18 protein-coding genes are annotated in these 26,242 nt (G+C 67.4%); 4 read left to right on the top strand and 14 right to left on the bottom strand.

Going from position 1 to position 26,242, the window contains the following annotated elements; translation table 11 throughout:
- Positions 1-34: 34 nt before the first annotated feature.
- Both ligD and CLD20_RS06700 read right to left on the bottom strand, forming a co-directional pair.
- The gene (gene ligD, locus CLD20_RS06705) at positions 35-2,626 is read right to left on the bottom strand and encodes a DNA ligase D (protein ID WP_224405819.1); all 2,592 of its coding nucleotides are present in this window, start codon (positions 2,624-2,626) and stop codon (positions 35-37) included.
- 11 nt (positions 2,627-2,637) lie between these two features.
- Entirely contained in the window at positions 2,638-3,591 is a 954-nt protein-coding gene (locus tag CLD20_RS06700; protein WP_224405818.1) for a Ku protein, read from the bottom strand.
- Positions 3,592-3,829: 238 nt separating this feature from the next.
- Between CLD20_RS06700 and CLD20_RS06695 the strand changes: the two genes are divergently transcribed.
- Together CLD20_RS06695 and CLD20_RS06690 are read left to right on the top strand one after the other, a co-directional pair.
- Positions 3,830-4,609 carry a 3-hydroxybutyrate dehydrogenase gene (locus CLD20_RS06695; RefSeq protein WP_224405817.1) on the top strand — a complete coding sequence of 260 codons (780 nt, stop codon included), beginning with the start codon at positions 3,830-3,832 and terminating at the stop codon, positions 4,607-4,609.
- 51 nt (positions 4,610-4,660) lie between these two features.
- Positions 4,661-5,212 carry an O-acetyl-ADP-ribose deacetylase gene (locus tag CLD20_RS06690; RefSeq protein WP_224405816.1) on the top strand — a complete coding sequence of 184 codons (552 nt, stop codon included), beginning with the start codon at positions 4,661-4,663 and terminating at the stop codon, positions 5,210-5,212.
- 276 nt (positions 5,213-5,488) lie between these two features.
- Here CLD20_RS06690 and CLD20_RS06685 read toward each other — a convergent pair whose 3' ends face one another.
- The 11 genes from CLD20_RS06685 to CLD20_RS06635 all read right to left on the bottom strand — a co-directional run bounded on the left by CLD20_RS06685 (position 5,489) and on the right by CLD20_RS06635 (position 22,562).
- On the bottom strand, positions 5,489-6,631 hold the full coding sequence (locus CLD20_RS06685; protein WP_224405815.1) for an MFS transporter: 1,143 nt from the start codon (positions 6,629-6,631) through the stop codon (positions 5,489-5,491).
- On the bottom strand, positions 6,624-7,169 hold the full coding sequence (locus CLD20_RS06680; protein WP_224405814.1) for a TetR/AcrR family transcriptional regulator: 546 nt from the start codon (positions 7,167-7,169) through the stop codon (positions 6,624-6,626). Before CLD20_RS06680 ends, CLD20_RS06685 begins: the two co-directional genes overlap by 8 nt.
- A 185-nt stretch (positions 7,170-7,354) precedes the next feature.
- Positions 7,355-10,840, bottom strand: a complete 3,486-nt coding sequence (gene pyc / locus CLD20_RS06675) for a pyruvate carboxylase (RefSeq protein ID WP_224405813.1) — start codon at positions 10,838-10,840, stop codon at positions 7,355-7,357.
- 122 nt (positions 10,841-10,962) lie between these two features.
- On the bottom strand, positions 10,963-11,244 hold the full coding sequence (locus CLD20_RS06670; RefSeq protein WP_224405812.1) for a glycine zipper domain-containing protein: 282 nt from the start codon (positions 11,242-11,244) through the stop codon (positions 10,963-10,965).
- A gap of 177 nt (positions 11,245-11,421) precedes the next feature.
- The gene (gene treY, locus CLD20_RS06665) at positions 11,422-14,130 is read right to left on the bottom strand and encodes a malto-oligosyltrehalose synthase (protein ID WP_224405811.1); all 2,709 of its coding nucleotides are present in this window, start codon (positions 14,128-14,130) and stop codon (positions 11,422-11,424) included.
- Entirely contained in the window at positions 14,123-15,946 is a 1,824-nt protein-coding gene (treZ, locus tag CLD20_RS06660) for a malto-oligosyltrehalose trehalohydrolase (RefSeq protein ID WP_224405810.1), read from the bottom strand. Before treZ ends, treY begins: the two co-directional genes overlap by 8 nt.
- An 82-nt stretch (positions 15,947-16,028) precedes the next feature.
- On the bottom strand, positions 16,029-17,192 hold the full coding sequence (locus CLD20_RS06655; RefSeq protein ID WP_224405809.1) for a M20 aminoacylase family protein: 1,164 nt from the start codon (positions 17,190-17,192) through the stop codon (positions 16,029-16,031).
- 65 nt (positions 17,193-17,257) lie between these two features.
- Entirely contained in the window at positions 17,258-17,767 is a 510-nt protein-coding gene (locus CLD20_RS06650; protein ID WP_224405808.1) for a PaaI family thioesterase, read from the bottom strand.
- Between the two features lie 49 nt (positions 17,768-17,816).
- A complete protein-coding gene (gene fabF, locus CLD20_RS06645; protein ID WP_224405807.1) occupies positions 17,817-19,079 on the bottom strand; it encodes a beta-ketoacyl-ACP synthase II in 1,263 nt (420 codons plus the stop codon).
- A gap of 128 nt (positions 19,080-19,207) precedes the next feature.
- A complete protein-coding gene (locus CLD20_RS06640) occupies positions 19,208-21,433 on the bottom strand; it encodes a TRAP transporter fused permease subunit (protein WP_224405806.1) in 2,226 nt (741 codons plus the stop codon).
- A gap of 82 nt (positions 21,434-21,515) precedes the next feature.
- Complete coding sequence (locus CLD20_RS06635) at positions 21,516-22,562, bottom strand: TAXI family TRAP transporter solute-binding subunit (RefSeq protein ID WP_224405805.1); 1,047 nt, start codon at positions 22,560-22,562, stop codon at positions 21,516-21,518.
- Positions 22,563-22,760: 198 nt separating this feature from the next.
- On the opposite strand from CLD20_RS06635, the gene CLD20_RS06630 reads away from it, so the two are divergent.
- Positions 22,761-24,044 (top strand): D-alanyl-D-alanine carboxypeptidase family protein, encoded by a 1,284-nt coding sequence (locus CLD20_RS06630; RefSeq protein WP_224405804.1) that lies wholly within the window; start codon positions 22,761-22,763, stop codon positions 24,042-24,044.
- 21 nt (positions 24,045-24,065) lie between these two features.
- Here CLD20_RS06630 and CLD20_RS06625 read toward each other — a convergent pair whose 3' ends face one another.
- Positions 24,066-24,287 carry a sulfurtransferase TusA family protein gene (locus CLD20_RS06625; protein WP_224405803.1) on the bottom strand — a complete coding sequence of 74 codons (222 nt, stop codon included), beginning with the start codon at positions 24,285-24,287 and terminating at the stop codon, positions 24,066-24,068.
- 153 nt (positions 24,288-24,440) lie between these two features.
- Here CLD20_RS06625 and CLD20_RS06620 point away from each other — a divergent pair, with 153 nt between their 5' ends.
- Complete coding sequence (locus CLD20_RS06620; protein ID WP_224405802.1) at positions 24,441-26,240, top strand: long-chain-acyl-CoA synthetase; 1,800 nt, start codon at positions 24,441-24,443, stop codon at positions 26,238-26,240.
- Positions 26,241-26,242 lie beyond the last annotated feature (2 nt).

Below are 26,242 nucleotides of genomic sequence, written 5' to 3'. Positions count from 1 at the left end.
GCTTGGCGGAAGCTGCCGCAATCCGCAAGGGTCTCTATTCGGCCCCGACCGCCTTCAGCATCGCCTTCGTCAGCGACTGGCGGGTCGAAAAATACCCCTCCCACGGATCGCTCTTCAGCGAGACAAGGCGCCGCTGCAGGCTTTCCACATTGTAGATATTGGCCGCCTTCGCCTGCGAAAGCTCGTCCCAGGTAACGGGAGCCGCCACGGGCGCGCCCTCGCGCGAGCGGGTCGAATAGGGCGCGATCGCCGTCGAGCCGCGCTCGTTGCGGAGATAGTCGACGAAGATGCGCCCCTTGCGCTTCGCCTTCGACATCGTCGCGACGTACTTCTCCGGCGCCTCCTCGGCGAGCCGCATCGCCATGCCCCGGCAGAAGGCCTTCACCTCGGGCCACTCCGCCCGCCGCGTCAGGGGCACGATGACATGCACGCCCTTGCCGCCCGTCAGCATGGGAAAGCTCTTCAGCCCCATCTCTTCGAGCCGGGCCTTGAGATCGAGGCAAGCTCTCTTCACGTCGGCGAAATCGAGCCCCTCGTCGGGATCGAGGTCGAAGATGAGCCGCTCCGGCTTTTCGATGGCATCGATCCGCGAGCCCCAGAGATGAAACTCCATCACCCCCATCTGCACCGCGGCGACGAGGCCAGCCGCGTCGTCGACGTAGAAGTACTGCTCCTTGTCGCCGGAGCCCTCGGTGATCTCGATGCGCTTCATCTCGGCCGGGAAGCCGCCGGAATCATGCTTCTGGAAGAAGCATTTCTTCGCCCGGCCCTGGGGGCAGCGCACCAGGCTGAGGGGCCGCTCGGCGACATAGGGGAGCATCTTCTCGGCGACCGCCGCGTAATATTCGGCAAGATCGCGCTTGGTGACGCCCTGGCCCGGAAAGACGACCCGCTCGGGCGATGAGACACGGATGCCGGCAATCGTGACCGCGTCTCCGTCGCCGGAGGCTGGCGTGGAGCGGGCGCTCTTCTTCGGCGCGGCGGCGGCTTTTCCGGCGCTCTTGGCCGGGACCGGCTTTTCAAGGCTCACTTGTCCGGCCTCCTTGTCCTCGCGCAGCCCCAGGAAGGAAGGATGGCGAAGGATCTTCTCGCCGGTCAATTCGGCGAAGGCGATTTCGGCGACGAGTTCGGGGCGGACGAAATGCGCGCCCTTCTTCACCTCGGGCGGCACCTCGGCGAAGGCGGGCGTCTTCCTCTCCAGCTTCTTGAGACGCGCCGAAAGCCGCTCCAGATCGTCCTCGGAAAACCCCGTCCCGACCCGGCCTCGATAGACGAGGCTTCCGTCTTCGAAGGTGCCGAGGAGGAGGGAGGAAAAGCCCGTCCGCCGGGCCGATTCCGACCAGCCGCCGATGACGAATTCCTGCCTTTTCGTGCACTTGGTCTTCAGCCAGCTCTTGGAGCGCCGCGAGACATAGGTGGAATCGGCCTTCTTGGAGACGACGCCCTCATGCCCGCCGGCGCAAAGGGCGGAAAGCACCTTCTCACCCTCGCCGCGCACATGCTCCGAATACTGGATCGCGGAAGCCTTGGGCAGCGGCTCCAGAAGCGCCTTCAGCCGCGCCTTGCGCTCCGTCAGCTTCTCACCCGTCACGTCCTCGCCCTCGACCTCCAGAAGGTCGAAGGCGAAGAAGGCAACCTCACCCCCCTCGCCGATGGCCTTCTGCAGGGAGGAAAAGTCGGTCCGGCCTTTCTCGTCGAAGGCGACGAGTTCGCCGTCGAGAAGCGCAGAGATGCCGGAAAGCGGCGCGAAGGCTTTCGCGAGCGCCGGAAATTTCGCCGTCCAGTCCTGCCCGGAGCGGGTATAGAATTTCGGCCCGCCCTGCCCCAGCGCGACGACGAGGCGGTAGCCGTCGTATTTCATCTCGTGAACCCAGCCGGTCCCCTCCGGCACCCGGTCGACGAGGGTCGCAAGCTCCGGCGCGCGAAACCGGGGCAGCTTGCCTGCCTTTGCCTGGCCCGGCTTCGCCCCGCCTTTCGCCGTCCCGCTCGCCCCCATCTTCTTTGCCCCCGTTTTCTTCGCCGGCCCATTCTTGGCCGCCGTCTTCTTGGGCGCCGCACCCTTGGCGATCTCCTCCATCTTCCGACCGGTCGAAACGCTCACCTCGTTCGCTGTCAGCAGAGGGTCTTCCTCGTCGGCCACCTCGTCCCGCTCCTTGATGAGAAGCCAGTTCTCGCGGGTTTCCTTCTTGCCGCCGCGCATCTTGACCAGCGCCCAGCCGCCCTGCATGCGCTCGCCGTGCAGGCGGAAATGCAGCTTGCCCTCTTCAAGCCCTTGATGCGGATCGTGCAGCGGCTCCCAGCTTCCCCGGTCCCAGAGCATGACCGTGCCGCCGCCATATTCGCCCTTGGGGATCGTCCCCTCGAACGTGCCGTAATCGAGCGGGTGGTCCTCGGTGCGGACCGCCAGCCGCTTCTCGCCGGGATCGAGGCTCGGCCCCTTGGTGACGGCCCAGCTCTTCAAGACGCCGTCGAGTTCCAGCCGGAAATCGTAATGGAGCCGGCGCGCATCGTGTTTCTGCACGACGAAGGAATGGCCCTCCTCGCCCGCCGCCTCGCCGGAAGGCTCGGCCGTCTTGGCGAAGTCCCGTTTCGTCCGGTAGGTCTTGAGAAGATCGGCGCTCGCCATCGTCGCTCGCCTCAGGCGGATTTGCGCTGCCTGCCGCCCCCGGATGCGGTCTTCGATTTCGTCGACGAGGACCCGGAGGACGATTTCGTCGAGGTAGACCGGCCGCCGGAGGATTTCGCGCCCGATTTCGGCGCGGATCTGGAGCCCCGGCTGCCCTTTGCCTTCCCGCCGTCGCTCTTTTCCAGGCTCTCCTTCAGCGCCGCCATCAGGTCGATGACGTTGTCGCCGCCGCGCCCGCTTGGCGCCTCGTCGGCCTCCACCGTCTTCGGCTTCTTCTTTTTCAGCTTGGCGTCGATCACCTCGCGCAGCGCCTTGACGTAATGGTCCTTGAAGGCGCCGGCGTCGAAGGGGGCCGTCTTGCGCTCGATCAGCTCGGTCGCGACGCCGAGAAGATCCTCGTCCGCCTTCTCGTTGCCGATGGAGGAGAAGAAGGGATCGGACTTCCTGATCTCGTCCTCGTAATGCAGCGTCTCCAGGAGCAGCCCCGTCCCGCAGGGCTTGATGGCGACCAGGTATTCCTTGCCGCGCAGCGCCAGCTGCCCGATCCCCACCTTCTCCGATTTGCGCAGCGCGTCGCGCACCACGCGGAAGGCGTCTTCGGCCAGATCGTCCTGCGGGGTGAGGAAATAGGGCTTGTCGAAATAGATCGGGTCGATCTCGCAGGCGCCGACGAACTGCGTCAGCTCCAGCGTCTTCTTCGTCTCGAGCTTCACCTCCTCCACCTCTTCTTCGGAGAGGAGGACATAGTTGCCCTTCTCGTACTCGAAGCCCTTGAGGATCTCGTCCTTGTCGACCGGGCCGATGCCGGCCACCACCTTCTGGTAGCTGACGGGCTTGCCCGACGGCTCGTGGATCTGCCGGAAAGAGATCTTCGAGGAGGTCTTCGTGGCCGAATAGAGCTCCACCGGGATGGAAACGAGCGAAAGGCGGAGCTGGCCTTTCCAGACGGGTCTTGCGGTTGGCATGGGGCGACTCAAGTAACTGACTGGAATCAACAATCTCCAACGCGGCCCGCTTGTTCCACGCCTGCGTGTGCCGCGCGCCAGCGCAACCCATGCGGACATGGCCGGCCGAACTCGGCGATGCATCCATGCCTCGGCCATCCATGCCGGAGCATCGCCGCGCGATTCCGCCTCAGATCCCTTGGAAACGCCGGCGCCATGGCGCAATTTCCCTTCAACGAAGCGATTTCAGGAGACAACAATGCTCAAGGGCAAGACCGCCATCGTCACCGGCTCCACCTCCGGCATCGGCCTTGGCATCGCAAAGGCCCTCGCCGCCGAAGGCGCCAATGTCGTCGTCAATTCCTTCACCGACACCGCCGGGGACCACGCCATCGCCGAGGACATCGCGAAGGCGCACGACGTCACGGCGAAATACGTCAAGGCCGACATGTCGAAGGAAGAGGAGTGCCGCGCCCTCGTCGAGGCGGCGGCGGAGATCGGCCCGGTCCAGATCCTCGTCAACAATGCCGGCATCCAGCATGTGGCGAAGGTGGAGGAGTTTCCGGCCGAGAAATGGCATCAGATCATCGCCATCAACCTCTCCTCGGCCTTCTTCACCATCGCCGCGGCCGTGCCCGGCATGCGCGAGGCGGGCTGGGGCCGCATCGTCAATATCGCCTCGGCCCACGGACTGACGGCCTCGCCCTACAAGAGCGCCTATGTCTCGGCCAAGCACGGCATTCTGGGCCTGACGAAGACCGTCGCTCTGGAGCTCGCCGAGGCGGGTGTCACCTGCAACGCCATCTGCCCCGGCTACGTCCACACCCCGCTGGTCGACGGCCAGATCGAGGACCAGATGAAGGTCCACGGCAAGGACCGCGAGACAGTGATCCGCGAGGTCATCCTGGAGCGCCAGCCGACGAAGGAATTCGTCAAGGTGAGCGACGTCGCGGCGATGACGGTCTTCCTGTGCTCCGATGCCGCGGCGCAGATCACTGGCGTGCCGCTTTCCATCGATGGCGGCTGGACGGCAATGTAGACGGGCGGATGGCAGGGGCTTTTACTGGAACAAACGGGTGAGGTCGCGAAGATGGACAGCCTCGATATTGGCGAGACGGAAATTTCCGTCATCGTCGCCGACATCACCACGCTTGAGGTGGACGCCATCGTCAACGCGGCCAACCAGAGCCTCCTTGGTGGCGGCGGGGTCGACGGCGCCATCCACCGGCGCGCGGGCCCGAAGCTTCTGGAAGAATGCCGCGCCCTCGGCGGCTGCCCGACCGGCGAGGCGCGCCTGACGCGGGGCTACGAGCTGCCCGCCGGCCATGTCATCCATGCGGTCGGCCCGCGCTGGAAGGGCGGCGGCCACGGCGAGGCGGAACTTCTCGCCTCCGCCTACAAGCATTCCCTCGACATCGCCCGCGCCGAGGAGCTGAAATCCGTCGCCTTCCCGGCGATCTCGACCGGCGTCTACGGCTTTCCGGCCGACCATGCGGCGGAGATCGCCATCGGCACCTGCGCCGGCTACGCCAAGGGCCATCCGGGAATCTTCGACAAGATCATCCTCTGCTGCTTTTCCGAGGAATCGGCCGAGCACCACCGCGCGGCGCTGGCCGAGATCGCGGGGGAGATGGGGAGGTAATCGGAAAGGCACAAGGCTGAACCGTCCGCGGACCCGCTTGTCGTCATGGCCGGGCTCGACCCGGCCATCCATTCCCGGGCGGTGCGGCACCTCACGAAGAGAGAAAAACCGCCGCGCCAACCCGGCCGATAGCGGAACGGAATGGATGCCAGGTCAAGCCTTGGCATGACGGACTTGAGGCCTTGCGCCTGCCGCCGCCCACGCCGCGCCGAGGCCTTCCCCTCACCCGGTCGGCTCCGTCGACCGCCCTCTCCCACAAGAAGAGAGGGTTTGGAGTCACGCCGCCCGCGACGCGGCGACCGGCCGGCGCGGGAAGGCGCAGGCCGAGAGGGCGACCAGCGCGAACGCGATGCCGGCGACCATCGGCCCAGTGGCATCGAGGAGAAGGCCGAAGGCCGGCGCCCCCGCCACCTGGCCGACGGCGATCGCCAGGAAACCGATGGTGATGCCCGTCGCGGGCCGGTCCGCCAGCGCGCGCACGCCCCAGACGAGATAGACGCCGGTCAGCATCATGTAGGCGGCACCGAAGGCGCCGCCGCCGGCGAGCGCCATCGCCGGGCTCGTCGCGGTCGCGACGACGAGGCTTCCCGCCGCCAGCATCATGAGGAAGGCGCCATGCACCCGATTGAGGCCGAAGCGCCGGACGAGCTGGCCGCAAGCGCCGCCCGAAAGGCCAAGAACGCCAATGGCGAGCCAGAGATTGCCGACCTCCCCGCTCGTCCAGCCGAGCATCCGGCGCGTCAGTTCTCCGCCGAAGGACCAGACGGCAGTGCTGGCGGCCCCCATCAGGAAGGCCGCCACGACCAGGCGTTTCACATCGCCGTTGACGGTCGGAAGGCCTCGCGCGCGGTCGTCGGAAGTCGGTGCCTTTCGCGGCGTCGACAGGATGACCGCAAACGTCACGAAGAGGGCAACGGCTGCGAAGATCGCGAAGGCGAGCCGCCAGTTGCCGCCGAGGAGGAACGCCGCCGGGGCGGAGAGAGCAACGCCGCCGCTCGCTCCGGCATTGATCAGCGTGTTTGTCCGGTCCTGCCGTTCGGGTGGCAGCTGCTGGGCGACCGCCGCCGCGAGCGGCGGCGATGCGAGGCCGGTGCTCATGCCAGCAAAGAGGACGGCCACGGCGAGCATCACGCTGCCTGGCGCCAGCGCGATGCCGAAGATGCCGGTCGCCGCGATGCAGCCGGCGAGGCCGGCGACGAAGCGTGGGCCGAAGCGCTCCGTCAGCCCGGCCGAGGCGACAATGGCGAGGCAGTAGCCGAAGAAGGAGCCGCCGGAGATGAAGCCGCTGAAGGAGGCCGAGAGGGAAAGGTCGGCCGCGATCGCCGGAAGGAAGAGACCAAAGGCGAAGCGCGCGAGGCCGTAGCAGACGGCGATCAGGAAAAAGCCGCTCGCCGTCAGGGCGAGGTTGCGCCTATCCACCGGCCCGCTCCGGCCCGCCCCGGGCCGCTTCGAGGAGGGTGGCCGCCGCCTCGCCGGCGGCCTCGACAGCGCTCGCGCCGCGGTAGACGGCAGCATGGGTGGCACCCTCGAGGAGGACGAGGATCTGGGCGGCAAGGAGTGCGTCCTCGCGGCCGAGATCCTTCGCGACGCACGCCTCGATCAGCCCCGCCGTCGCCTCCTTGTGCGCTCTCACCCGCTCGGCAATCGACGGATCGCTCGCGCCGGCCTCGCCGAGAGCGCGTAGGAAGAAGCAGCCATGGGCGCCCTCGGTCTCGACCCATTCGGCGAGAGAGCGGAAGAGCTCCTCGACGCCATCCGACCGCACGGCGGCGAAAAAGCGCTCCTCCCGTGCCTCGAGCGCCGCCAGGATGAGCCCGGCGCGCCCGCCGACATGCTTGTAGAGCGTGCGACTGGAAACTCCGGCCGCCTTGATCAGCCGGTCCATGCCGGTGGCGGAGAAGCCTTCTCTATCGAGGACGGCCTCGGCGGAAGCGATGATGGCGTCGCGATCGATCATGCCGCCGCATGTAAAACGATCATTTTACTTTTCAAGGTCGGCGCTCGGTTCGGCGCCGAATGGCTACCGCACAGCGCAGGCCGCCGCGCCAACCTCTCCCTCGAAGGGAGAAGTCGGCAGGCACTGCAAGGCGAGAAATGCCGTGTGAGGGTGAGCTATCGGCAGGCAGAAGCGCGAGCGCGCCCCTACTCCCCCTCCGCCTCGTAGGTCACGAGCAGATCCTTGGCGTCCACTGCATCGCCCGACTTGACGAAGACGGCTTCGATCGTGCCGTCGCGGTCGGCGTGGATCGCCGTTTCCATCTTCATCGCCTCGATGGAGACGAGGACATCGCCGGAGGTCACCTTCTCGCCGGCCTTGACCTGCACCTGCGAGATGACGCCGGGCATCGGCGCGCCGACCTGGTTGGCGTTGCCGGATTCCGCCTTGGCGCGCCTTGCCGCATCGGCCGCGCCGTGCAGCCGGTCCGGCACGCGCACGACGCGCGGCTGTCCGTTCAGCTCGAAGAAGACGCGCACCTGGCCGTCCTCGTCCGGCTCGCCGACGACGAGGCAGCGCACCACCATCGTCTTGCCGCGCTCCAGCTCCACCAGCGTCTCCTCGCCGGCTTCCAGGCCGTAGAAATAGATCGGCGTCGGCAGAACCTCCGTTGGCCCGTAGGTCTCCTGCGCGGCGGCGAAATCGGTGAAGACCTTCGGGTACATGAGATAGGAGGCGAGCGCGGTGTCGGAGATCTCGGCCTCGCAGGCCTCGGCCGCCTTGGCGCGCTCGGCTTCAAGGTCCGCCTCGCCCATCAGCGAGCCCGGGCGCACCGTGATCGGCTCCTCACCCTTCAGCACCTTCTTCTGGATCGCCTCCGGCCATCCGCCCGGCGGCTGGCCGAGCTCGCCGCGCATCATCTGCACGACGGATTCGGGAAACGAGATGTCCCGCTTCGGGTCGATGACGTCGCCGATGGAAAGGTCCTGGCTCACCATCATCAGCGCCATGTCGCCGACGACCTTGGAAGAGGGCGTCACCTTGACGATGTCGCCGAAGAGGAGGTTCACGTCGTGATAGGCGCGCGCCACCGCATGCCAGCGAGATTCCAGCCCCAGCGCGCGGGCCTGCTCCTTGAGATTGGTGAACTGCCCGCCGGGCATTTCATGCAGATAGACCTCCGAGGCCGGCGCCTTCAGGTCGCTCTCGAAGGCCGCATACTGGTGGCGCACCGCCTCCCAGTAGAAGGAGATCCGCCGGATCGCCTCGCGCGACAGCCCGCTCGCCCGCGTCCCCGAAGCGAGCGCCTCCACGATCGAGCCGAGCGCCGGCTGCGAGGTGAGACCGGAGACCGAATCCATCGCCGCATCGACGATATCGACGCCGGCATCGACGGCCGCCAGCACCGAGGCGGCCGAAATGCCGGAGGTGTCGTGCGTGTGGTAATGCAGCGGCAGATCGGTCGTCTCGCGCAGCGCCGTGAAAAGCGTCTTCGCCGCGGCGGGGCGCAGGACGCCCGCCATGTCCTTCACCGCGATCATCTGCGCGCCGGCCGCTTCCAGCTGCCGGGCGAGGTCGACATAGTAGGAAAGGTCGTATTTCGCCCGTTCCGGATCGTCGAGGTCGCCCGTGTAGCAGATCGCCGCCTCGCAGATCTTTCCAGATTCCAGCACCGCGTCCATGGCGACCCGCATGTTCTCGACCCAGTTGAGGCAGTCGAAGACACGGAAGACGTCGACCCCGGCGTCGGCGGCCTGCTTGACGAAGAAGCGCACCACATTGTCGGGATAGTTGGTGTAGCCGACGCCGTTGGAGCCGCGCAGGAGCATCTGAAGCAGGATGTCCGGAGCGCCCTCGCGGATGCGGGCGAGACGCTCCCACGGGTCTTCGGTCAGGAAGCGCATGGCGACGTCGAAGGTCGCCCCGCCCCAGCATTCCAGCGAGAAGAGCTCCGGCATGCCGGCCTGGTAGGCCGGCGCGATGGCCGCGATGTCGTGCGTGCGCATGCGCGTCGCCAGAAGCGACTGGTGGCCGTCGCGCATCGTCGTGTCGGTGAAAAGCGTCTTCTTCTGCTCGCGCACCCAGCGGCAAAGGCCTGCCGCGCCTTCCTGGTCGAGCCGCGCCTTGGTGCCGAGGAAATCCGCCGGCACCTCGCGCTTGTCGAAGAGCGGCGGCACGGGCGGCGGCACACCCTCCGGCGGGCGCGGGCGCGAGCGCGTCTCCGGGTGCCCGTTCACCGTCACGTCGGCGATGTAGGTGATCAGCTTGGTGCCGCGGTCGCGCCGCTTCATCGTCTCGAAGAGCTCGGGCGTCTCGTCGATGAAGCGGGTGGTGTAGGTGTTCGCCCGGAAATCCGGGTGGGTGATGATGTTTTCCAGGAAGGTGAGGTTGGTCGCCACGCCCCGGATGCGGAATTCGCGCAGCGCCCGGTGCATGCGCTTCATCGCCTCCTCGGCGGTCGGCGCCCAGGCCGTCACCTTCTCCAGCAGCGGATCGTAGAAGCGGGTGATGACGGCGCCCGAATAGGCCGTGCCGCCGTCGAGGCGGATGCCGAAGCCGGTCGCGCCGCGATAGGCGGTGATGCGCCCGTAATCGGGGATGAAGTTCTCTTCCGGGTCTTCCGTGGTGATGCGGCACTGCAGGGCGTTGCCGTTGAGGAAGATCTTCTCCTGCGCCGGCACGCCCGATTTCGGGTCGCCGATGCGCTCGCCCTCGATCAGCCGGATCTGCGCCTTGACGATGTCGATGCCCGTCACCTCCTCGGTGACGGTATGCTCCACCTGGATGCGCGGATTGACCTCGATAAAGTGGAACTCGCCGGTATCGGCGTTCTGCAGGAACTCCACCGTGCCGGCACAGACATAGTCGGCCGCCTTGGCGATCTTCAGCGCATAGGTTGAAAGCTCATCGCGCTGCGCATCGTTGAGGTAGGGGGCCGGGGCGCGCTCGACCACCTTCTGGTGGCGCCGTTGCACCGAGCAATCGCGCTCGAACAGATGCACGTGGTTGCCGTGCCGGTCGCCGAGGATCTGCGCCTCGACATGGCGGGCGCGCTCCACCAGCTTTTCCAGGTAAACCTCGTCCTTGCCGAAGGCGGCCTTCGCCTCCCGTTTGGCCTGGCGGATCATGCCGACGAGGCTGTCCTCGTCGGAAATGACGCGCATGCCGCGCCCGCCGCCGCCCCAGGAGGCCTTCAGCATGACCGGATAGCCGATCTTCGCCGCCACATCCTTCCATGTGGCCTCGTCCTCGCCGAGCGGCTCGCTCGCCGGCATCACCGGCACGCCGGCTTCCTCGGCGAGGTTGCGCGCCGAGACCTTGTTGCCGAGCCGGCGCATCGTTTCCGGCGAGGGACCGATGAAGGTGACGCCCGCCGCCGCGCAGGCCTCGGCGAATTCCGGGCTTTCGGAAAGGAAGCCGTAGCCCGGATGGATGGCGTCCGCGCCGGAAGCCTTGGCGACGCGAATCACCTCCTCGATGGAAAGGTAGGATTCGATCGGCCCCATCTGCGCGGCAAGGTGGGAGCCGGAGCCGATCAGATACGCCTCGTCTGCCTTGAAGCGGTGAAGGGCGAGCTTGTCTTCTTCGGCATAGACCGCGACCGTCCGCAGCCCCAGCTCGTTGGCGGCGCGGAAGACGCGGATGGCGATTTCGGAACGGTTGGCAACGAGGAGCTTGGAAACTTTGCGCAAGGACGGCTCTCGGGAAGGTTCGGCGGCAGGAGCCGATTTTGTAGCGGTCGGCGTTCTGTGACGCAAACAAAGAGGCCCCCGGCTTGCGCCGGAGGCCCGTGATTTCTTCGATCCTGCGCCGATCAGTAGCCGGCGGGGCACTCCGCCGTGTACCGGCGACCGTTGCGGTCGCGATAGTAGCAGTAGCCCGGACGGCTGGCGACCGAACCGATGATGGCGCCGGAAGCCGCGCCGATGGCGCCGCCGACGACCGCGCCGCCCACCGAATTCGTCGCAACACCGCCGATGACGGCGCCGGCAACGCCACCCACAGCAGCGCCGGTCGCGGTATTCTGGTCGGTCTGCGTGCAGGCGCTGATGCTGAGCGCGGCAAGGCCGGCGATGGCGATGGTCCTGATTTTCATTCCTGTCCTCTCCATGTTCCGATTACCCGGAAATCTCTTATCTTGAGACGATCTCACCCCACCAGAACACCGGCGGTATGGCGCGGGTTCCATTCGCCTGCGCCGGCGCCGAGGGATGGTTAAGCAGACACGCAGGCCCCGCCATGCGATGGCGCGGCCTTCGGCCCGGTAAATTCCCTAAGGTATCGACGCGAGGATTGCGACCGGACCGCCCGAAAACACCTTGCCGGCCCCGATCCGATCCCCACCGGCATGCGTGCCGCCGGACAGAAGATTCTCAAAGGGCGCCGCCACTTCGGGCAGGCGGATCGTCGTGCCGGCGAAGGCTTCCGCCTTGAGCACCGGCCCGCTCCCTTCCTCGATGAGGTCGAGTGGCAGGCGGGGCACGGCGACGACCAGTGTCCTGTCTCCCTGCCGCCGGGCAAAGGCGAGCACCCTTGCCGCCATCGGGCCTTCGACGGCAAGCGGCTCGTAGCTCCCGGTCAGGAAGACATCGCGGTGCTCCGCGCGCAGGCCAAGGAGCCTTTGCATCAGCCAGAGCTTCGGCAGGCCCTCGCGCCAGCGCGGCAGCGTCGCCGAGAAATCCATGCTCTCCGCCTCCCCGATCATCCGCACCCTGAGGGCGAAGTCGACCGGACGGCGATTGTCTGGATCGACGAAGGAAAGATCCCAGAGCTCCGTCCCCTGATAGACGTCCGGCACGCCGGGCGCGGTCAGCTTGAGGGCAAGCTGCGCGAGCGAATTGACCGCGCCGGCGGCAAACAGCGGGCGGGTGACGGAAAGGAAGTCGGAGAGATAGTCGGGCCGGGAAAGCGCTCCCTTCACGAAATCCGTCAGCGCCGTTTCGTAAGGTTCGTTCGGCGCCGTCCAGCTCGTGCGCTCCTTGGCCTCCCGCACGGCCTTCAGCGTGAAGGCGGCAAGCCGCTCGCCGAGCGCTTCCACGCGCGGGCGGTCCTCGGGCGAAAGATCCGCCTCCCAGCCGCCGAGCAGCGCCTGATGGAAGAGCCAGACCATGTTCGGCTCCGGCGCCGCACCGTCTTCCACCTCCTTGATGAGAGGCGCGAGCATGCTGTTCCAGCGGGCGACCGCCTCGGTCCATTCCCCGGCCATCTGCGAGACGGCGGCAATGCGCGCGCGCGCATCCTCGCCGCGCTTCGTGTCGTGCGTCGCCGTGGCCGAAAGCCCGGCGGGCTGGGTGCCGAGCCGCACCTCCATCGCTTCGTGGAAGGCCTCGGGCCCGGCCGCATCCGGCTCGCCGCCCACCTCGTTGAGGGCGATCAGCCGGTTGAAGCGATAAAACAGCGTGTCTTCCAGCGCCTTGGCCATGATCGGCCCGGTCGTCTGCTGGAAGCGGCGCGCGAAATAGAGCGCCTTGGCCGCCAGTTCCGGGTCGGAAAGGTCGAGGAGGAGGATGCGCACGAGGAAGTCGACCACTTCCGGGTCTTCCACCACCGAGGAGGTCTTGGCCACTTCGCCCGCCGTCAGCACCAGCTTGCGGTCCTGGTCGGATGGGCCGGAATGGTCGACATAGGCCCGGTAGACCGGAAAGGCGGCCGCCATCTCGATGATGGCGCGGCGCAAGGAATCGGGCCCGAAGTCGCGGGTGGAGGGATCGCCCTCGCCGATCTCGCGGGCGCTTTCCGTGAGGAAGGCGAGCTCCCCGGCGAGGTTGTAGGTGAGCGTGGTGCGCTTCGTCGCGGCGAGAAGGTCGTCGAAATCGCGATCCTCGCCCGTCGCATCGCGCCAGGCGGCGTCGAGCGCTTCCAGCCCATGCGCATCCACCTGCACCGCCGTCACGGAACGGGCGAACTCGTATCCGGTCGTGCCGGCGCAGCGCCAGCTGGCGGGCAGAAGCTCCTCGGGGCCGAGGATCTTCTCGACCACCACATAGGGCGCCTCCTCGATCTCCCCGAGGCGGGCGAGATAGGCCTTCGGATCGGCAAGCCCGTCGATATGGTCGAGCCTGAGCGCGTTCACTTCGCCGGCCTCGGTGAGCTCGCGCAAAAGCGCATGCGTGGCGTCGAAGACCGAGGGGCGGTCGACCTGCACGCCAACGAGATCGGCGATCTCGAAAAAGCGGCGATAGGTGAGCGTCTCGCGCGCCATGCGCCAGTGGGAGAGGCGCCAGGCCTGGGCCTCGTGCAGCTCGTGCAGCGCGTCCCTGTCGGAAGCGACTTCGCGCATGCCGGCCTCGATGCGGCTGAGCTGGTCGGGATCGGCGGCAAGCTCGGCAAGGCGCTGCTTGAGGTAGGGCGCGCCATCGGCGGCCGAGGTGGCGAAGGCGAGCGAGAGCTCCTGGAATTCCGGCCCCTCGATCAGGCCGAGGATGCGGGCATAGCTCTGCGGGCCGAGTGGCAGCGAGAGCTCATAGTAGGTGAAGCGGAAGCCGCCTTCTTCCGGCGCGAAGGCCAGGCCGAGCTTGCCGGCCTCCAGCGCCTCGCCATAGGGCTCGCCCAGCACCGGAACCAGCAGCTTCGGCGCCGTCCAGTCGATGTCGAACATGTCGGCGAAGAGGCTCTCCACGCCCCATTCCAGGATGTCCGCCCAGTAGGGATTGGCGGTGGAGGCGCCCATATGGTTCGGCACGAGGTCGAGGAGGATCCCGATGCCCTGCCCGCGCAGCGCCGCCGCCATAGCCGAGAAGCCCTCGCGCCCGCCGAGCACGGGATCGATCTCGGCGAAATCGGCGACGTCGTAACCGTGCGTCGAACCCGGCACGGCGGTGAAGACCGGCGAGGCATAAAGATGGGTGACGCCGAGACGCTTCAGATACGGCGCCAGCTCCGCGGCGCGGGCAAAGTCCATTCCCTCGCGGAATTGCAACCGATAGGTCGCACCCGGGATGGCCGCCTGCGGCACGCCTTCCGGCATGTTCGCCTCAGCCATGGGCCGCCTCCATCAAAAGGGTGAGCGACATCGGCGGCACCAGCCCGTCGCGAAGCTCGGCGCCGACGCCCGGCCCGGAAACGAAGACCGGCGCGGCGGGAGAAAGTCCCTTCGTCGGCGCCGGCCCGCTGCCGAGATTGGCGCACATCGTCATTCGTGCCCCGTCGCCCATCCGCCAGGCGACGCGGAACGCCTTGTCGGCAAGACGCTCCGCCTCGCCGTTCATCGCCCGCATGCCGGCAAGGCGCGGCACGATCTCGCGCGCCCGCACGGCGAGAAGCTCGCGCACATAATCCCGCATCGCGCGGCCCCGGGCGCTGTCGGCCCGCTCCCAGTCGAGGCGGGAGCGCTCGAACGTCTGCGGATCGTTCGGGTCGGCGATCTCGGCGCGCGCCTGCGGGTCGGAGAACCGCGCCCAGGCCTTGAACTCGCGCCGTCTTCCCTCGCGCACGGCATCGGCCAGATCGCCCTGAAAATCGGTGAAGAAGAGGAAAGGGTTTTCCTCGCCGTACTCCTCTCCCATGAACAGGAGCGGCAGCTGCGGCGACAGGAGATGCACGCCCTGGAGAAGCCGCAGCATCACCGGATCGGCGAGAACCCCGAGGCGCTCGCCATCGGCGCGGTTACCGACCTGGTCGTGGTTCTGCAGAAAGGTGACGAAGCCGGTCGGCGGCTGCCCGGCGCTCGCAACGCCCCGCGGCCCGTTCCAGTGCTGCGAGGTCTCGCCCTGATAGGCAAAGCCTTCCGCCAGGATGCGCATCAGATGGCCGACCGGATCGTCGGCATAGTCGGTGTAATAGCCTTCCCGCTCGCCCGTCGCCGCACAATGGGCGGCATGGTGGAAGTCGTCGTTCCATTCCGCCGTCAAGAGTGCAGGGCGGCCGGCCTCCTCGCGCGCATGCAGCCAGACGATGTTGCGGTCGTCTTCGCTCGACAGAAAGAGATGCCGGTCGGGGAAGGCCGATCTTGCGCGCCGGGCGATCTCCGGCAGCAGCGTTTCAGAGCCCTCGCCCTTGATCTGGTCGATGGCGTCGAAGCGCAGCCCGTCGAACTGGTATTCGCCGAGCCACATCATGGCGTTGTCGATGAAGAAGTCGCGCACTGCCGGATCGTCGTAGCGGATGCCGGCGCCCCAGGGCGTCTGGCGCTCCTTGTCGAAGAAATCCGGCGCGTACATGTGCAGGTAGTTCCCGTCCGGGCCGAAGTGGTTGTAGACGACGTCGAGGATCGCCATCAGGCCGCGCCGGTGGCAGGCGTCGACGAGGCGCTTCAGCCCTTCCACACCGCCATAGGCCGGATGCGGCGCGTAGAGCAGCACGCCGTCATAGCCCCAGCCGCGATTGCCGGCGAACTGGGCGACGGGCATCAGCTCGATCGCCGTGATCCCCGTCTCCTTGAGCATGTCGAGCTTCTTCTCCACGCCCGCAAAATCGCCTTCGGCGGAAAACGTGCCGACATGCAGTTCGTAGATGACGACCTCTTCCTCCGGCCGGCCGCGCCAGTCGCTGGCCCGCCATGCATGGGCGCCGGGATCGACGAGCCGGCTCGGCCCGTGCACGTCGCCCGCCTGCGCCCGCGCCGCGGGATCGGGCACGGCGAAGCCGTCGGAAAGGACGAACTGGTAGTCGGCGCCGGCCGCCGCGTCCGGTACGGCGATTTCGAACCACCCATCGCCCTTCGGCTGCATGGCATGGTCGGCGCCCGCAAGGCGGAGCGTCAGCTCCTGCTGCGCGGGAGCCCAGAGGCGGAAGAGCGCGCCGCCCTCCTCAAGAAGGCGCGCGCCCCATCGAGTTTCGGTGGAGAAGCGCTGGGTCACGAAAGGCCCTTGATGTGTTTGGATTTCGGTTCGCGTGCTGCCGGATCAACGCCAGCCGCGCCCGGCCGTTCCGCCCGATTAACTACGCCGCCATCAGGCGTTCCACGAGGCTGCCCCAGTAGCTCGCCCCATAGGCGATGGCCCCGTCGTCGAAGTCGTAGTCGGGCGAATGCAGCCCCGCGCTGTCGCCGTTGCCGATGAAGATGAAGGCGCCCGGCCGGGCCTCCAGCATGAAGGAGAAATCCTCTGCGCCCATCATCGGCACGGTGTCGGGATCGACATGGGCTTCGCCGACGACCGCTTGCGCCACCGCGACCGCCTTGTCCGTCTGCTCCGGATGGTTGGCCGTCACCGGGTAGTTGCGCAGGTAGCGAAAGCGCGCTGTCGCGCCGAACGCGGAGCCGATTGCCGCAACGATCTCGCCCATGCGCCGCTCCACGAGATCGCGCATCGCCTCATCGAGCGTGCGCGCCGTGCCGGTCAGCACCGCCCGCTGCGGCGTCACGTTGAAGGCGTCACCGGCATGGAAGGTCGTGACGGAGACGACGGCGTTCGCCAAAGGATCGACGTTGCGGGACACGATCGTCTGCAGCGCATTGACGATCTGCGAGCCGACCATCACCGGATCGACGCCGCCATGGGGCTTCGCCGCGTGCCCGCCCTTGCCCTCGATATGGATCTCGAAATGGTCCGCCGCCGCCATCAGCGGCCCCTTGCGGATGGCGAACCGGCCGACCGGCAGGCCGGGCATGTTGTGCATGCCGTAGACCTCTTGGATGCCGAAGCGCTCCATCAGCCCGTCCTCGATCATCGCCCGGGCGCCCGCCCCGCCTTCCTCGGCCGGCTGGAAGATCAGCACCGCCCTTCCCTGGAAGTTGCGGGTCTGGGCGAGATAGCGCGCCGCGCCGAGGAGCATGGAGGTATGCCCGTCATGGCCGCAGGCGTGCATCTTGCCGGGCGTCTCGGAGGACCAAGGCTTGCCGGTCTCCTCCAGAATCGGCAGCGCGTCCATGTCGGCCCGAAGGCCGATCGTGCGCGCGCCCGCGTCACGGCCGTTGATGACGGCGACGACGCCGGTCCGGCCGATCCCCTCCACCACCTCGTCGCAGCCGAATTCGCGGAGCTTGGCGGCAACGACGCCGGCCGTGCGCTGCACCTCGTAGAGAAGTTCGGGATGGCGATGGAAGTCGCGGCGCCAAAGGGCGATCTCGTCCGCGGCCTCGGCAAGGGAATTGATGATGGGCATATGTGTCTCGCTGGTTCGCGCGATGCTAGTGGCGCGCGCCCGGCCGTGGCAAGTCGCCTCTCGGCCTATGCGCCGGCACGCGATGGCCCGCGGTCGAAGGCGAAGACGAGGCAGGTCGCCGTGCCATGGGCGAGCACCCGGCCCTCGCCGTCGATGATCTGCCCGTCGGAACAGGCGATCTGCCGGCCGAGATGCACGACCTTGCCCTCCGCCCGCACCGGCCCCGTCTGCGCCGAGATTCGCCTGAGGAGGTTCACCTTGAACTCCAGCGTCGTGTAGCCGAATCCCGGCAGGAGCTGCGAATGCACCGCGCAGGACATGCACGAATCGAGGAGCGTCGCCGCATAGCCGCCATGGACCGAGCCGATCGGATTGTAGACGCGCTCGTCCGGCGTGCCGGTGAAGACGGCGCGCCCCTCCTCCACCTCGGCGAGGCGAAATCCCATCAGGTCCGCGATCGGCGGCTGCGGCAGCCGCCCTTCCTGGATCGCCTTGAGGAATTTGAGCCCGCCGAGCGTCTTCAGCTCGGCGAGCGCTTCCTCGGGCCCGACATGCCTCGTGCTGTTTTCGACCATTCTTGCCTCCTGCAGGGCCTGCGCGCGCCGCCCCGCGGAAGGCCGGCGGTCAGGACCAGCGCCGGAAGATGACGCTGCCGTTGACGCCGCCGAAGCCGAAGCCGTTCGAGATGGCGTGTTCCATTGCCATCTTGCGGGCGACGAGCGCAACGAGGTCGACGCCCTCGGCGGCCGGATCGGGATTTTCCAGGTTGAGCGTCGGCGGCGCCACCTGGTCGCGCAGCGCCTGGATGGTGAAGATCGCTTCCAGCCCGCCGGCCGCGCCGAGGAGATGGCCGGTCGCCGACTTGGTGGCGCTGACGGCGATCTTGCCCTCCGTGCCGAAGACCGATTTCACCGCCGCGATCTCGCCGAGATCGCCGACCGGCGTGGAGGTCGAATGCGCGTTGAGATGCTGGATGTCGCCCGGCTGGAGCTTCGCCTGCTTCAGCGCCGCCTCCATCGCCCGGCGCGAGCCCTCGCCGTCCTCCGGCCCGGAGGTGATGTGGTAGGCGTCGGCGCTCGTGCCGTAGCCGACAATCTCCGCGATCGGGCTCGCGCCGCGGGCCTTGGCGTGCTCCAGGTCCTCGATGACGAGCATGCCGGCGCCTTCGCCCATGACGAAGCCGTCGCGCGCCTGGTCGAAGGGCCGCGAGGCGCGCTCCGGCGTGTCGTTGAAGCTCGTGGAAAGGGCGCGCGCGGCGGCAAAGCCGCCGAGGCTGACGATGTCGATGCAGGCCTCCGCCCCACCGCACAGCGCAATCTCCGCCTCGCCGGCGCGAATGAGCCGCGCCGCATCGCCGATCGCCTGCACACTCGCCGCGCAGGCCGTCACCGGCGTGCCGATCGGTCCCTTGAGGTTGTGGCGAATGGTGACGTGGCCGGCGGCGAGATTGGCCAGGAACGAGGGCACGGTGAAGGGAGAGAGCCGCCGCGGGCCCTTCTCGGAGGTGAGCCGCACGGCGTCCGCCATCGCCGGAAAGCCGCCGACGCCCGAGGCGATCACCGTCGCCGTGCGCTCCGCCTCGGCGGCGTTCGCCGGCGCCCAGCCGGCATGGGCGAGCGCCTCGCCGGAAGCCATCAGCGCGAACTGGATGAAGCGGTCCATCTTGCGCCGGTCCTTGGCCGGTGCCGCCTGGTCCGGGTCGAAGCCGCCCTCGGCGTCGTCGGCGATGTCCGGCACGATGCCCGCGATGCGGGCCGGCAGCGCCTCGGCCCATTCCGGCAGCGGCTTCAGGCCCGACTGGCCGGCGACGAGGCGCGACCATGCGGTCTCGGCGCCGCAGCCGAGCGGCGATACGGCCCCGAGGCCCGTGACGACGATCCGGCGCATGTCTGAAATCCTTTTCCCGTTTCCCTTTGTCGCCGGCATGTGGGGCAGGGAACGGTGTCGCGCCAAGGGAAATTTTGCGCCGCCGGCCCGGATGTGCGCCTTGGCCTCAGCCGCGGGACGGGGACGCCTCAGGCGGTCTGAAGGGCCGCCGCGCTTCGCCGGTCGGCCCTCACCGTCCAGGCCAGAAGCCCGAGCGTGAGCGCCGCGCCGATGGCGGTCGCGACCGGCAGGCCCGGCCACAGGACGACGACGCCAGCGATCGCCGCGAGGATCCGCAGCGGCCAGTTGAGCGGGGCCTCCATATGCCCTTCGAACGCCGCCCCAACGGCATAGGAGCCGATCACCGCCTGCGCGAAGACGAGCAGAATCTGCGGCACCGAGCCGTAGAGGAAGGGCGTGTAGGCAAAGAGGATCGGCACGATGTAGAGCCCCTTGGCGAGCTTCCAGGCCGTCAGCCCCGTCGCCATGTGCGGGGTCCTGGCGATCGCCGCGGCCGCGAAGGCGGTCAGGCAGACGGGCGGCGTGACGTTGGAATCCTGCGACAGCCAGAAGATGATCATATGGGCCGAGAGCAGGGCGGCGGTGACGAGCGCCGGATCGAGGGCCTGTCCGTGGACGAGCTGCAGCACCTCGTTCGGGGTCGCGGCGATGAACTTTTCGGCCGCCTCCCGCCCCATCGGCGCGGCGAGCTTCGCCATCGCGTCGGGATCGACGAGCATGAACGGGGCGCGCGCCGCCTCCGGCAGCGTGCCGTGGGCGAGAAGGTCGACGAGATAGCCGTTCTCGATCATCCCCTGCAGAGCCGGGGCGGAGAGTGTCGCCAGCACGATATAGGCGGCCGTCACGGGCAGGCCCATGCCGAGCACCAGCGAGGCGAGCGCGATTAGGGCGAGCGCGATCAGAAGGTTGCCGCCGGACCAGTCGGAGATCATCAGCGAGAAGGTGTTGCCGATGCCGGTCATGGCGATGACGTTGACGATGAGGCCGACCGCGATGAGCAGCACCGCCGTCATGATCATGTTCTGCGCCCCGAGCGCCAGCGCCTCCAGGATGGCGCGCGGCCCCATCCGGTTCTTCGTCAGCCAGGAGGCGAGGACGACGGACAGGATCGCCCAGCCGGCCGCGTAGACCGGCGTGAAGCCCTTGATGAGCAGGAAGAGCAGCGTCGCGACCGGGATCAGGAAGGCCGGGCCGCCCGTCTTCAGCACCTGCCAGGCGCTCTTCGTCTCGTCGTCGACGCCGGTGATGTTGCGCTTCTTCGCCTCGATGCGCACGAAGAAGGCGACGGTAAGGAAATAGGCGATGGCCGGCAGCGCCGCGACAGAGACGATGTCGAGATAGGGAATCTGGGTGTTGGAGGCCATGACGAAGGCGCCCGCCCCCATGATCGGCGGCATCAACTGCCCGCCCGTGGACGCGGCGGCCTCCACGCCGGCGGCGAAGCGCGCCGGAAAGCCGGACTTCTTCATCAGCGGGATGGTGATGACGCCGGTCGAGACGGTGTTGGCGACCGCCGAGCCGGAGATCGTGCCGGTCAGGCCCGAGGCGAAGACGGCGACGAAACCCGGCCCGCCGACGAGGCGGCCGGCAAGCGCCCGCGCGAGGTCGATGATGAAATCGCCCGCGCCCGATCGCACCAGGAAGGCGCCGAAGAGGATGAACATGAACACGAAGGTCGCCGAGATCCGTCCGATCGTGCCGAACATGGCGTCGTCGCCGAAGATCGAGCGGAAGATGACCGTCTCGAAGGAAAGGCCGGCGAAGCGGAAGACGCCGGGAATATGCGCGCCCAGGAAGGACACATAGGCAAGGGCGAGGACGATCATCGTCGGGATGATCGGTCCGGTGGTGCGGCGCGTCAGCTCGATGGCGCCGAGGATGGTGATGATCGCCGCTGCCCAGTGCTCGGGCGAAAGGTGCACCCCCTGCGCATAGATGGCGTTCTCCGAGCCGACGATGAAAACGGTCGAGCCGGCGATGACCGCCCCGATGATCGCGTCGAGCCAGATCGGCGCCACGAACCGGCCGATCTTCAGCGGATAGCGCAGGCAGGCGAGGAAGGCGAAGCCGGCGAAATGCAGGCCGACCAGCCAGAGCATGCTGACGCGCCCGTCGATATTCGCCCAGATATGGAAGGCGGAGACGAGGATGCCGATGGCGGCGAAGGCGCGGCCGGGCCAGCCCGGAAGCGAGCGCATATGCGCCTCGCTCTCGCCCTCCATGTCCTTGCCGAGCCCCACGGGGCTCGAAGCGGCGGCGGTGTCGAGCGAAGCCTCCCCGTCGGGCGGCGTGGCCGGACCCGCTTCCCCTCGGGGAGCGGCCCCAGCCTCGCGGTCGGGCTTGTCAGCGCTCATGGCGGCGCCCCATTCGGCTGCACGGCGGCGTCGGGCGCGGCCATTCTCCGCGCCCGCTCATGATCGTCCCCAGCCGTGGCGTCTACTGCGCCGCGACCTTCAGCCGGTCCGGAATATCGATGCCCTGCTCCTCGTAGTAGCGGGCAGCGCCCGGATGCAGCGGCAGCGGCAGGCCGGCGATCGCCGCCTCCAGCTTCATGTTCTTCGTCGCCGGATGGATGCTCTGCAGGAAAGGCAGGTTCTCGTAGATCGTCTTGGTGATCTTGTAGATCGTCTCCTCCGGCACGTCGTCGCGCACGGCGAGGAAGTTCGGCTGGGCGATCGTGTTGATGTCCTTTTCCTGCCCCGGATAGGTGCCGGCGGGGATCGTGTAGCGGGTCCACAGATCCTCGTATTCGCCGTTCGCCTTGGCCATCTCCTCGTCGGTGAAGTCGAGGACCCTGATATTGCCCCCCATATTGGCGAAGGCCTGGGTGACGGCGGAGACCGGCGCACCGGCGGGCGTGGAGATCAGCACCACCTGGCCGTTCTGCAGCGCCTCGGCGGCAGGTCCGTAGCCGGAATAGACGAGCTGGAAATCGGTATCGATGTCGTAGCCGAGATTGCCGAGGATGGTCCGGTTGGAGCCGAGCGTGCCCGAATTCTGCGCCCCCAGATTGACGGCCTTGCCCTTGGCGGCCGCGACGTCGGCGATCGTGCCGGTATCGACGAGGTCACCGGCCATGGTGAAATGCTCCACATTCGGCCAGAGCATGGTGATGGAGCGAAGGTTTTCCTGCGGCCCCGCCTCCTTCAGCGGCCCCGAGCCCTTCTTGGCGTAGGCGCCGTAAAGGCCCTGCAGGATGGCGAACTGTACCTCGTTGTCGCCGAGGAGCTTGACGTTCTCGCCCGACCCGGCGGAGTTGATCGCCGAAAGGCCGATCTTGTCATTGGGCTGCAGCTTCACCTTGACGAGCGTCGCCAGCGCCACCCCGACCGGATAGTAGGTCCCACCCGTCGAGGCCGTGGCGAGGAGATAGTCCTGCGCGTCCTGCGCGCGGGCCTCGCCCGGCGCGAGAACACCGCCGGAAATCATCCCCGCCGCGGCGAGGGCGGCGAACGAACGTGTGAAAAAACGCCTCGATATCATGCTGTTTCCTCCCGGCTTATGCCGTCTTGATCTTGGACATGGCCGACCTTAGGGACTCGCCTTGCGGATGCATAGCCCGCTCGTCTTACGACTTCTTGACGATACGCCCCGAATGCCCTGTTTGTGCCGCAGAGGGCGAATATGGTAGGCAGCGACGATCATCCGAACGTCGCTCCACTCAAGCAACGAGGCCGAGCTTTGAGACGAAAGCTTTTCGCAGCCTTCGCGGCATGGACCATGCTCGTGCTCGCCAGCCTTCTGCCCGCGCCGGCCTCGGCCGCGACTGGGCTCGACTTCGGCGGCCCCTACGTCCTCGTCGATGCGCAGAGCGGCGACGTCTATGCCGAGCACGATGCGCTGAGGCCCTGGTATCCGGCCTCCACGACCAAGCTCATGACGGCCTTTGTCGTCTTCCAGGCGCTGAAGGCGGGCGAGATCACGCTCGATTCGCCCGTGGTCATGTCGAAGACCGCCTACGGCCAGGCCTATGCCTCGCATTTCTTCAAGCCGGGCGAGGTTCTGACCGTCGACAACGCGCTGAAGGTGATGCTGACGCGCTCGGCCAACGACATGGCGATGGCGATCGCCGAATCCGTCGGCAACGGCTTCGACGATTTCATCCTGCGCATGAACCTGGAGGCGCGCCGGCTCGGCATGAGCCGCTCGCGCTTCGTCAATCCGCACGGGCTGCACGATACCCGCCAGGTGACGACCGCCCGTGACCTCGCCCTGCTGACGCGCGCCATCATGTCGGAGTTTCCGCGCTACAAGCACTATTTCAGCATCGAGGCGATCCAGGTCAAAGGCGCCGTGCGGCGAAACACCAACCTTCTCCTCGGCCGCTTCCGCGGCGCCAGCGGCATGAAGACCGGCTATATCTGCGATTCCGGCTGGAACATCGTGGCGACCGCCCGTCGTGGCGGGCGCGAGCTGATCGCCGTCGTCCTCGGCGCGCGCAACGCCGTCGACCGGGCCGAGCGCGCCGCCGCCCTGCTGGAGCAGGGCTTCGACCGCGGCATCGGCCTCTTTGCCGGCAGCCGCGGCGACATCACGAAGATCTCGTCCGGGAGTTCCTATGCGCAGGCCGGCAACATGCGCCCCGTGGTCTGCGGCGGCGGCAAGCAGGTCGCCGCCTCGCCCGAGCATCCGCAATACAAGGCGATCAAGGGCGGCCCGATCCTCATCGACACCGGCGAGGGCTTCAAGCCGTCCCATATCGGCCCGCGCAGCGGCAAGCGCCAGGTGGTGGCGGTCGCCGCGGGCGGCGTCGACGGTTCCGGCACCGACGAGCTCGCCCGCCGCGTCATCGTCGCCAATATCGGCGTCCTGCCGCGTCCGCGCCCGGCCATTATCCAGGCCGTGAGCCCGCAATACGCCACGGCCTTCGCGCCGAAGGAGGCCGCTCCCGAGCCGATCGTCGATCCGGCGAGCCTTCTTGTCGCGCCGCCCTCGCTCCTGCCGCGGCCTCGCCCGCAGCCCTGACCCCGGTTCTTCGGGCGCAACTCAGCCGCCCTTTTCGATCCGATAGCGCGTCACGCCCGCTTCCTCCTCGGCGGAGATGAGGCGGTGGCCGTTCTCGTTGCAGAAATGCGGGATGTCGATCCGTGCCATCGGGTCGCTTGCCACGACTTCCACCTGCGCACCGGCAGGCAGACCCTCCATGCGCTTGCGCGTCTTCAGGACCGGCAGCGGACATTTCATCCCGCGCACGTCGATGACGAGCATCCCGGCCGGCTCCCCAGCGTCTTTTTCACCCAAGACTATGCCCCGTTTCCCGCCGCTTCCGTGGCGTCATGACTTTCCCTCTGTTCCGTCCTATGCGACACCACAAGCAAGCAACAAGATGGTCGTGGCCTTGCCGGGCCGCGGGGGAGACGAATGGGCTTCATCAACAGAATTACAAGCGAGATCGCCTATCTGCGCGGCGCGCTGAGAACGCTCAGGAAGGTAACGCCTGCGGCGAAGAACAAGAACCGCACCTTCCCCGACATTGCGGACGAGCTGGCGGAACGCTTCGCCGACCGCCCGGCGCTCCTCTCCGAGACGGAGCGGTGGACCTTTCGCCAGTACAACGAGCGCGCCAACCAGTATGCGCGCTGGGCGCTTTCCGCCGGCATCAAGAAAGGCGACTGCGTCGCCCTGATGATGCCGAACCGGCTCGATTACATGGCCGCCTGGCTCGGCATCGCCCGCGCCGGTGGCGTCACCGCCTGCCTCAACACGCATCTGCGCGGCCCGGTGCTCGCCAACTGCGTCAACATCGTGGAGCCGAAGCACGTCATCGTCGATGCCGCTCTGGGCGACGCCTTTCGCACCGGTGAGAAGCAGCTCAATCCCGGCCCGCAATACTGGGCCTTCGACGGTCCCGTCTCCGACTGGCAGCGCCTCGACACGGTGCTCGCGGAGATGGACACCGGCAACCTCGCAGACGGCGAGAAGCCGAAGCTGACGACCGCTGACCGCTGCCTCTTCATCTACACCTCGGGCACGACGGGCATGCCCAAGGCCGCCAACATCAATCATTACCGCGTGCTCGCCATCTCCTTCGGCTTCCACGGCGCCATGGACATGAAGCCGGAAGACCGGATCTATGTCTGTCTGCCGCTCTACCACACGACCGGAAGCTGCGTCGCCTCCGCCGCCGCGCTGACGGCCGGCGCCAGCGTCGTCATCCGCGAGCGCTTCTCCGCGAGCCAGTTCTGGGACGACGTCGTCGATTTCGAGTGCACCATCTTCCAGTATATCGGCGAGCTCTGCCGCTACCTCGTCAACTCGCCGACGCATCCCAAGGAGAACCGCCACAAGCTCCGCCTCGCCTGCGGCAACGGGCTGAGGCCGGATATCTGGCTCGACTTCAAGAACCGCTTCCACATTCCGAAGATCCTTGAGTGGTACGCCTCCACGGAGGGCAATGCCGTCTTCTTCAACTTCGACGGCAAGGTGGGCTCGGTCGGGCGCATCCCCAAATGGGCGGAAAAGCGCTTCGTCACCGAGGTGGTGCGCTTCGACTACGATACCGAAGAGCCGATGCGCGGGCCGGACGGCTTCTGCATCAAGTGCGATCCGAACGAGGTCGGCGAGGTGATCTCCGAGATCCTCGACGATCCGTCCAAGCCCAGCCAGCGCTTCGAGGGCTACGCCGACGAGAAGGCGACGAAGAAGAAGATCCTGCGCGACGTCTTCAAGAAGGGCGACATGTGGTTCCGCACCGGCGACCTGATGAAGAAGGACGCCCTCGGCTACGTCTATTTCATCGACCGGATCGGCGACACCTTCCGCTGGAAGGGCGAGAACGTCGCCACCTCCGAGGTCTCGGAGGCCCTCACCGTCTATCCGGGAGTGAAGGAGGCGAATGTCTTCGGCGTGACGATCCCGGGCACGGAAGGCCGGGCCGGCATGGTCTCGCTCGTCGTGGAGGAGGATTTCGACCTTTCCGGCTTCTACGCCCATGTGACGAAGCAGCTGCCCCGCTACGCGCGGCCGATCTTCGTGCGCGTCCAGCAGGCGATGGACGTCACCGGCACCTTCAAGCAGCGCAAGATCGACCTTGTGCGCGAGGGCTTCGACCCTGACGAGATCGACGATCCGCTCTATGTGCTGCATCCGGACAAGGAGGCCTATGTGCCCATCGACAGCGAACTTTACGGCGTCATCACCTCCGGCCAGATCCGTTTCTGAGC

The organism is Afifella sp. IM 167 (assembly GCF_020144925.1).
Taxonomy (GTDB): Bacteria; Pseudomonadota; Alphaproteobacteria; order Rhizobiales; family Afifellaceae; genus Afifella.
The sequence above is the reverse complement of the archived record's forward strand: the minus strand, read 5'-3'. Positions and strand labels throughout refer to the sequence as shown.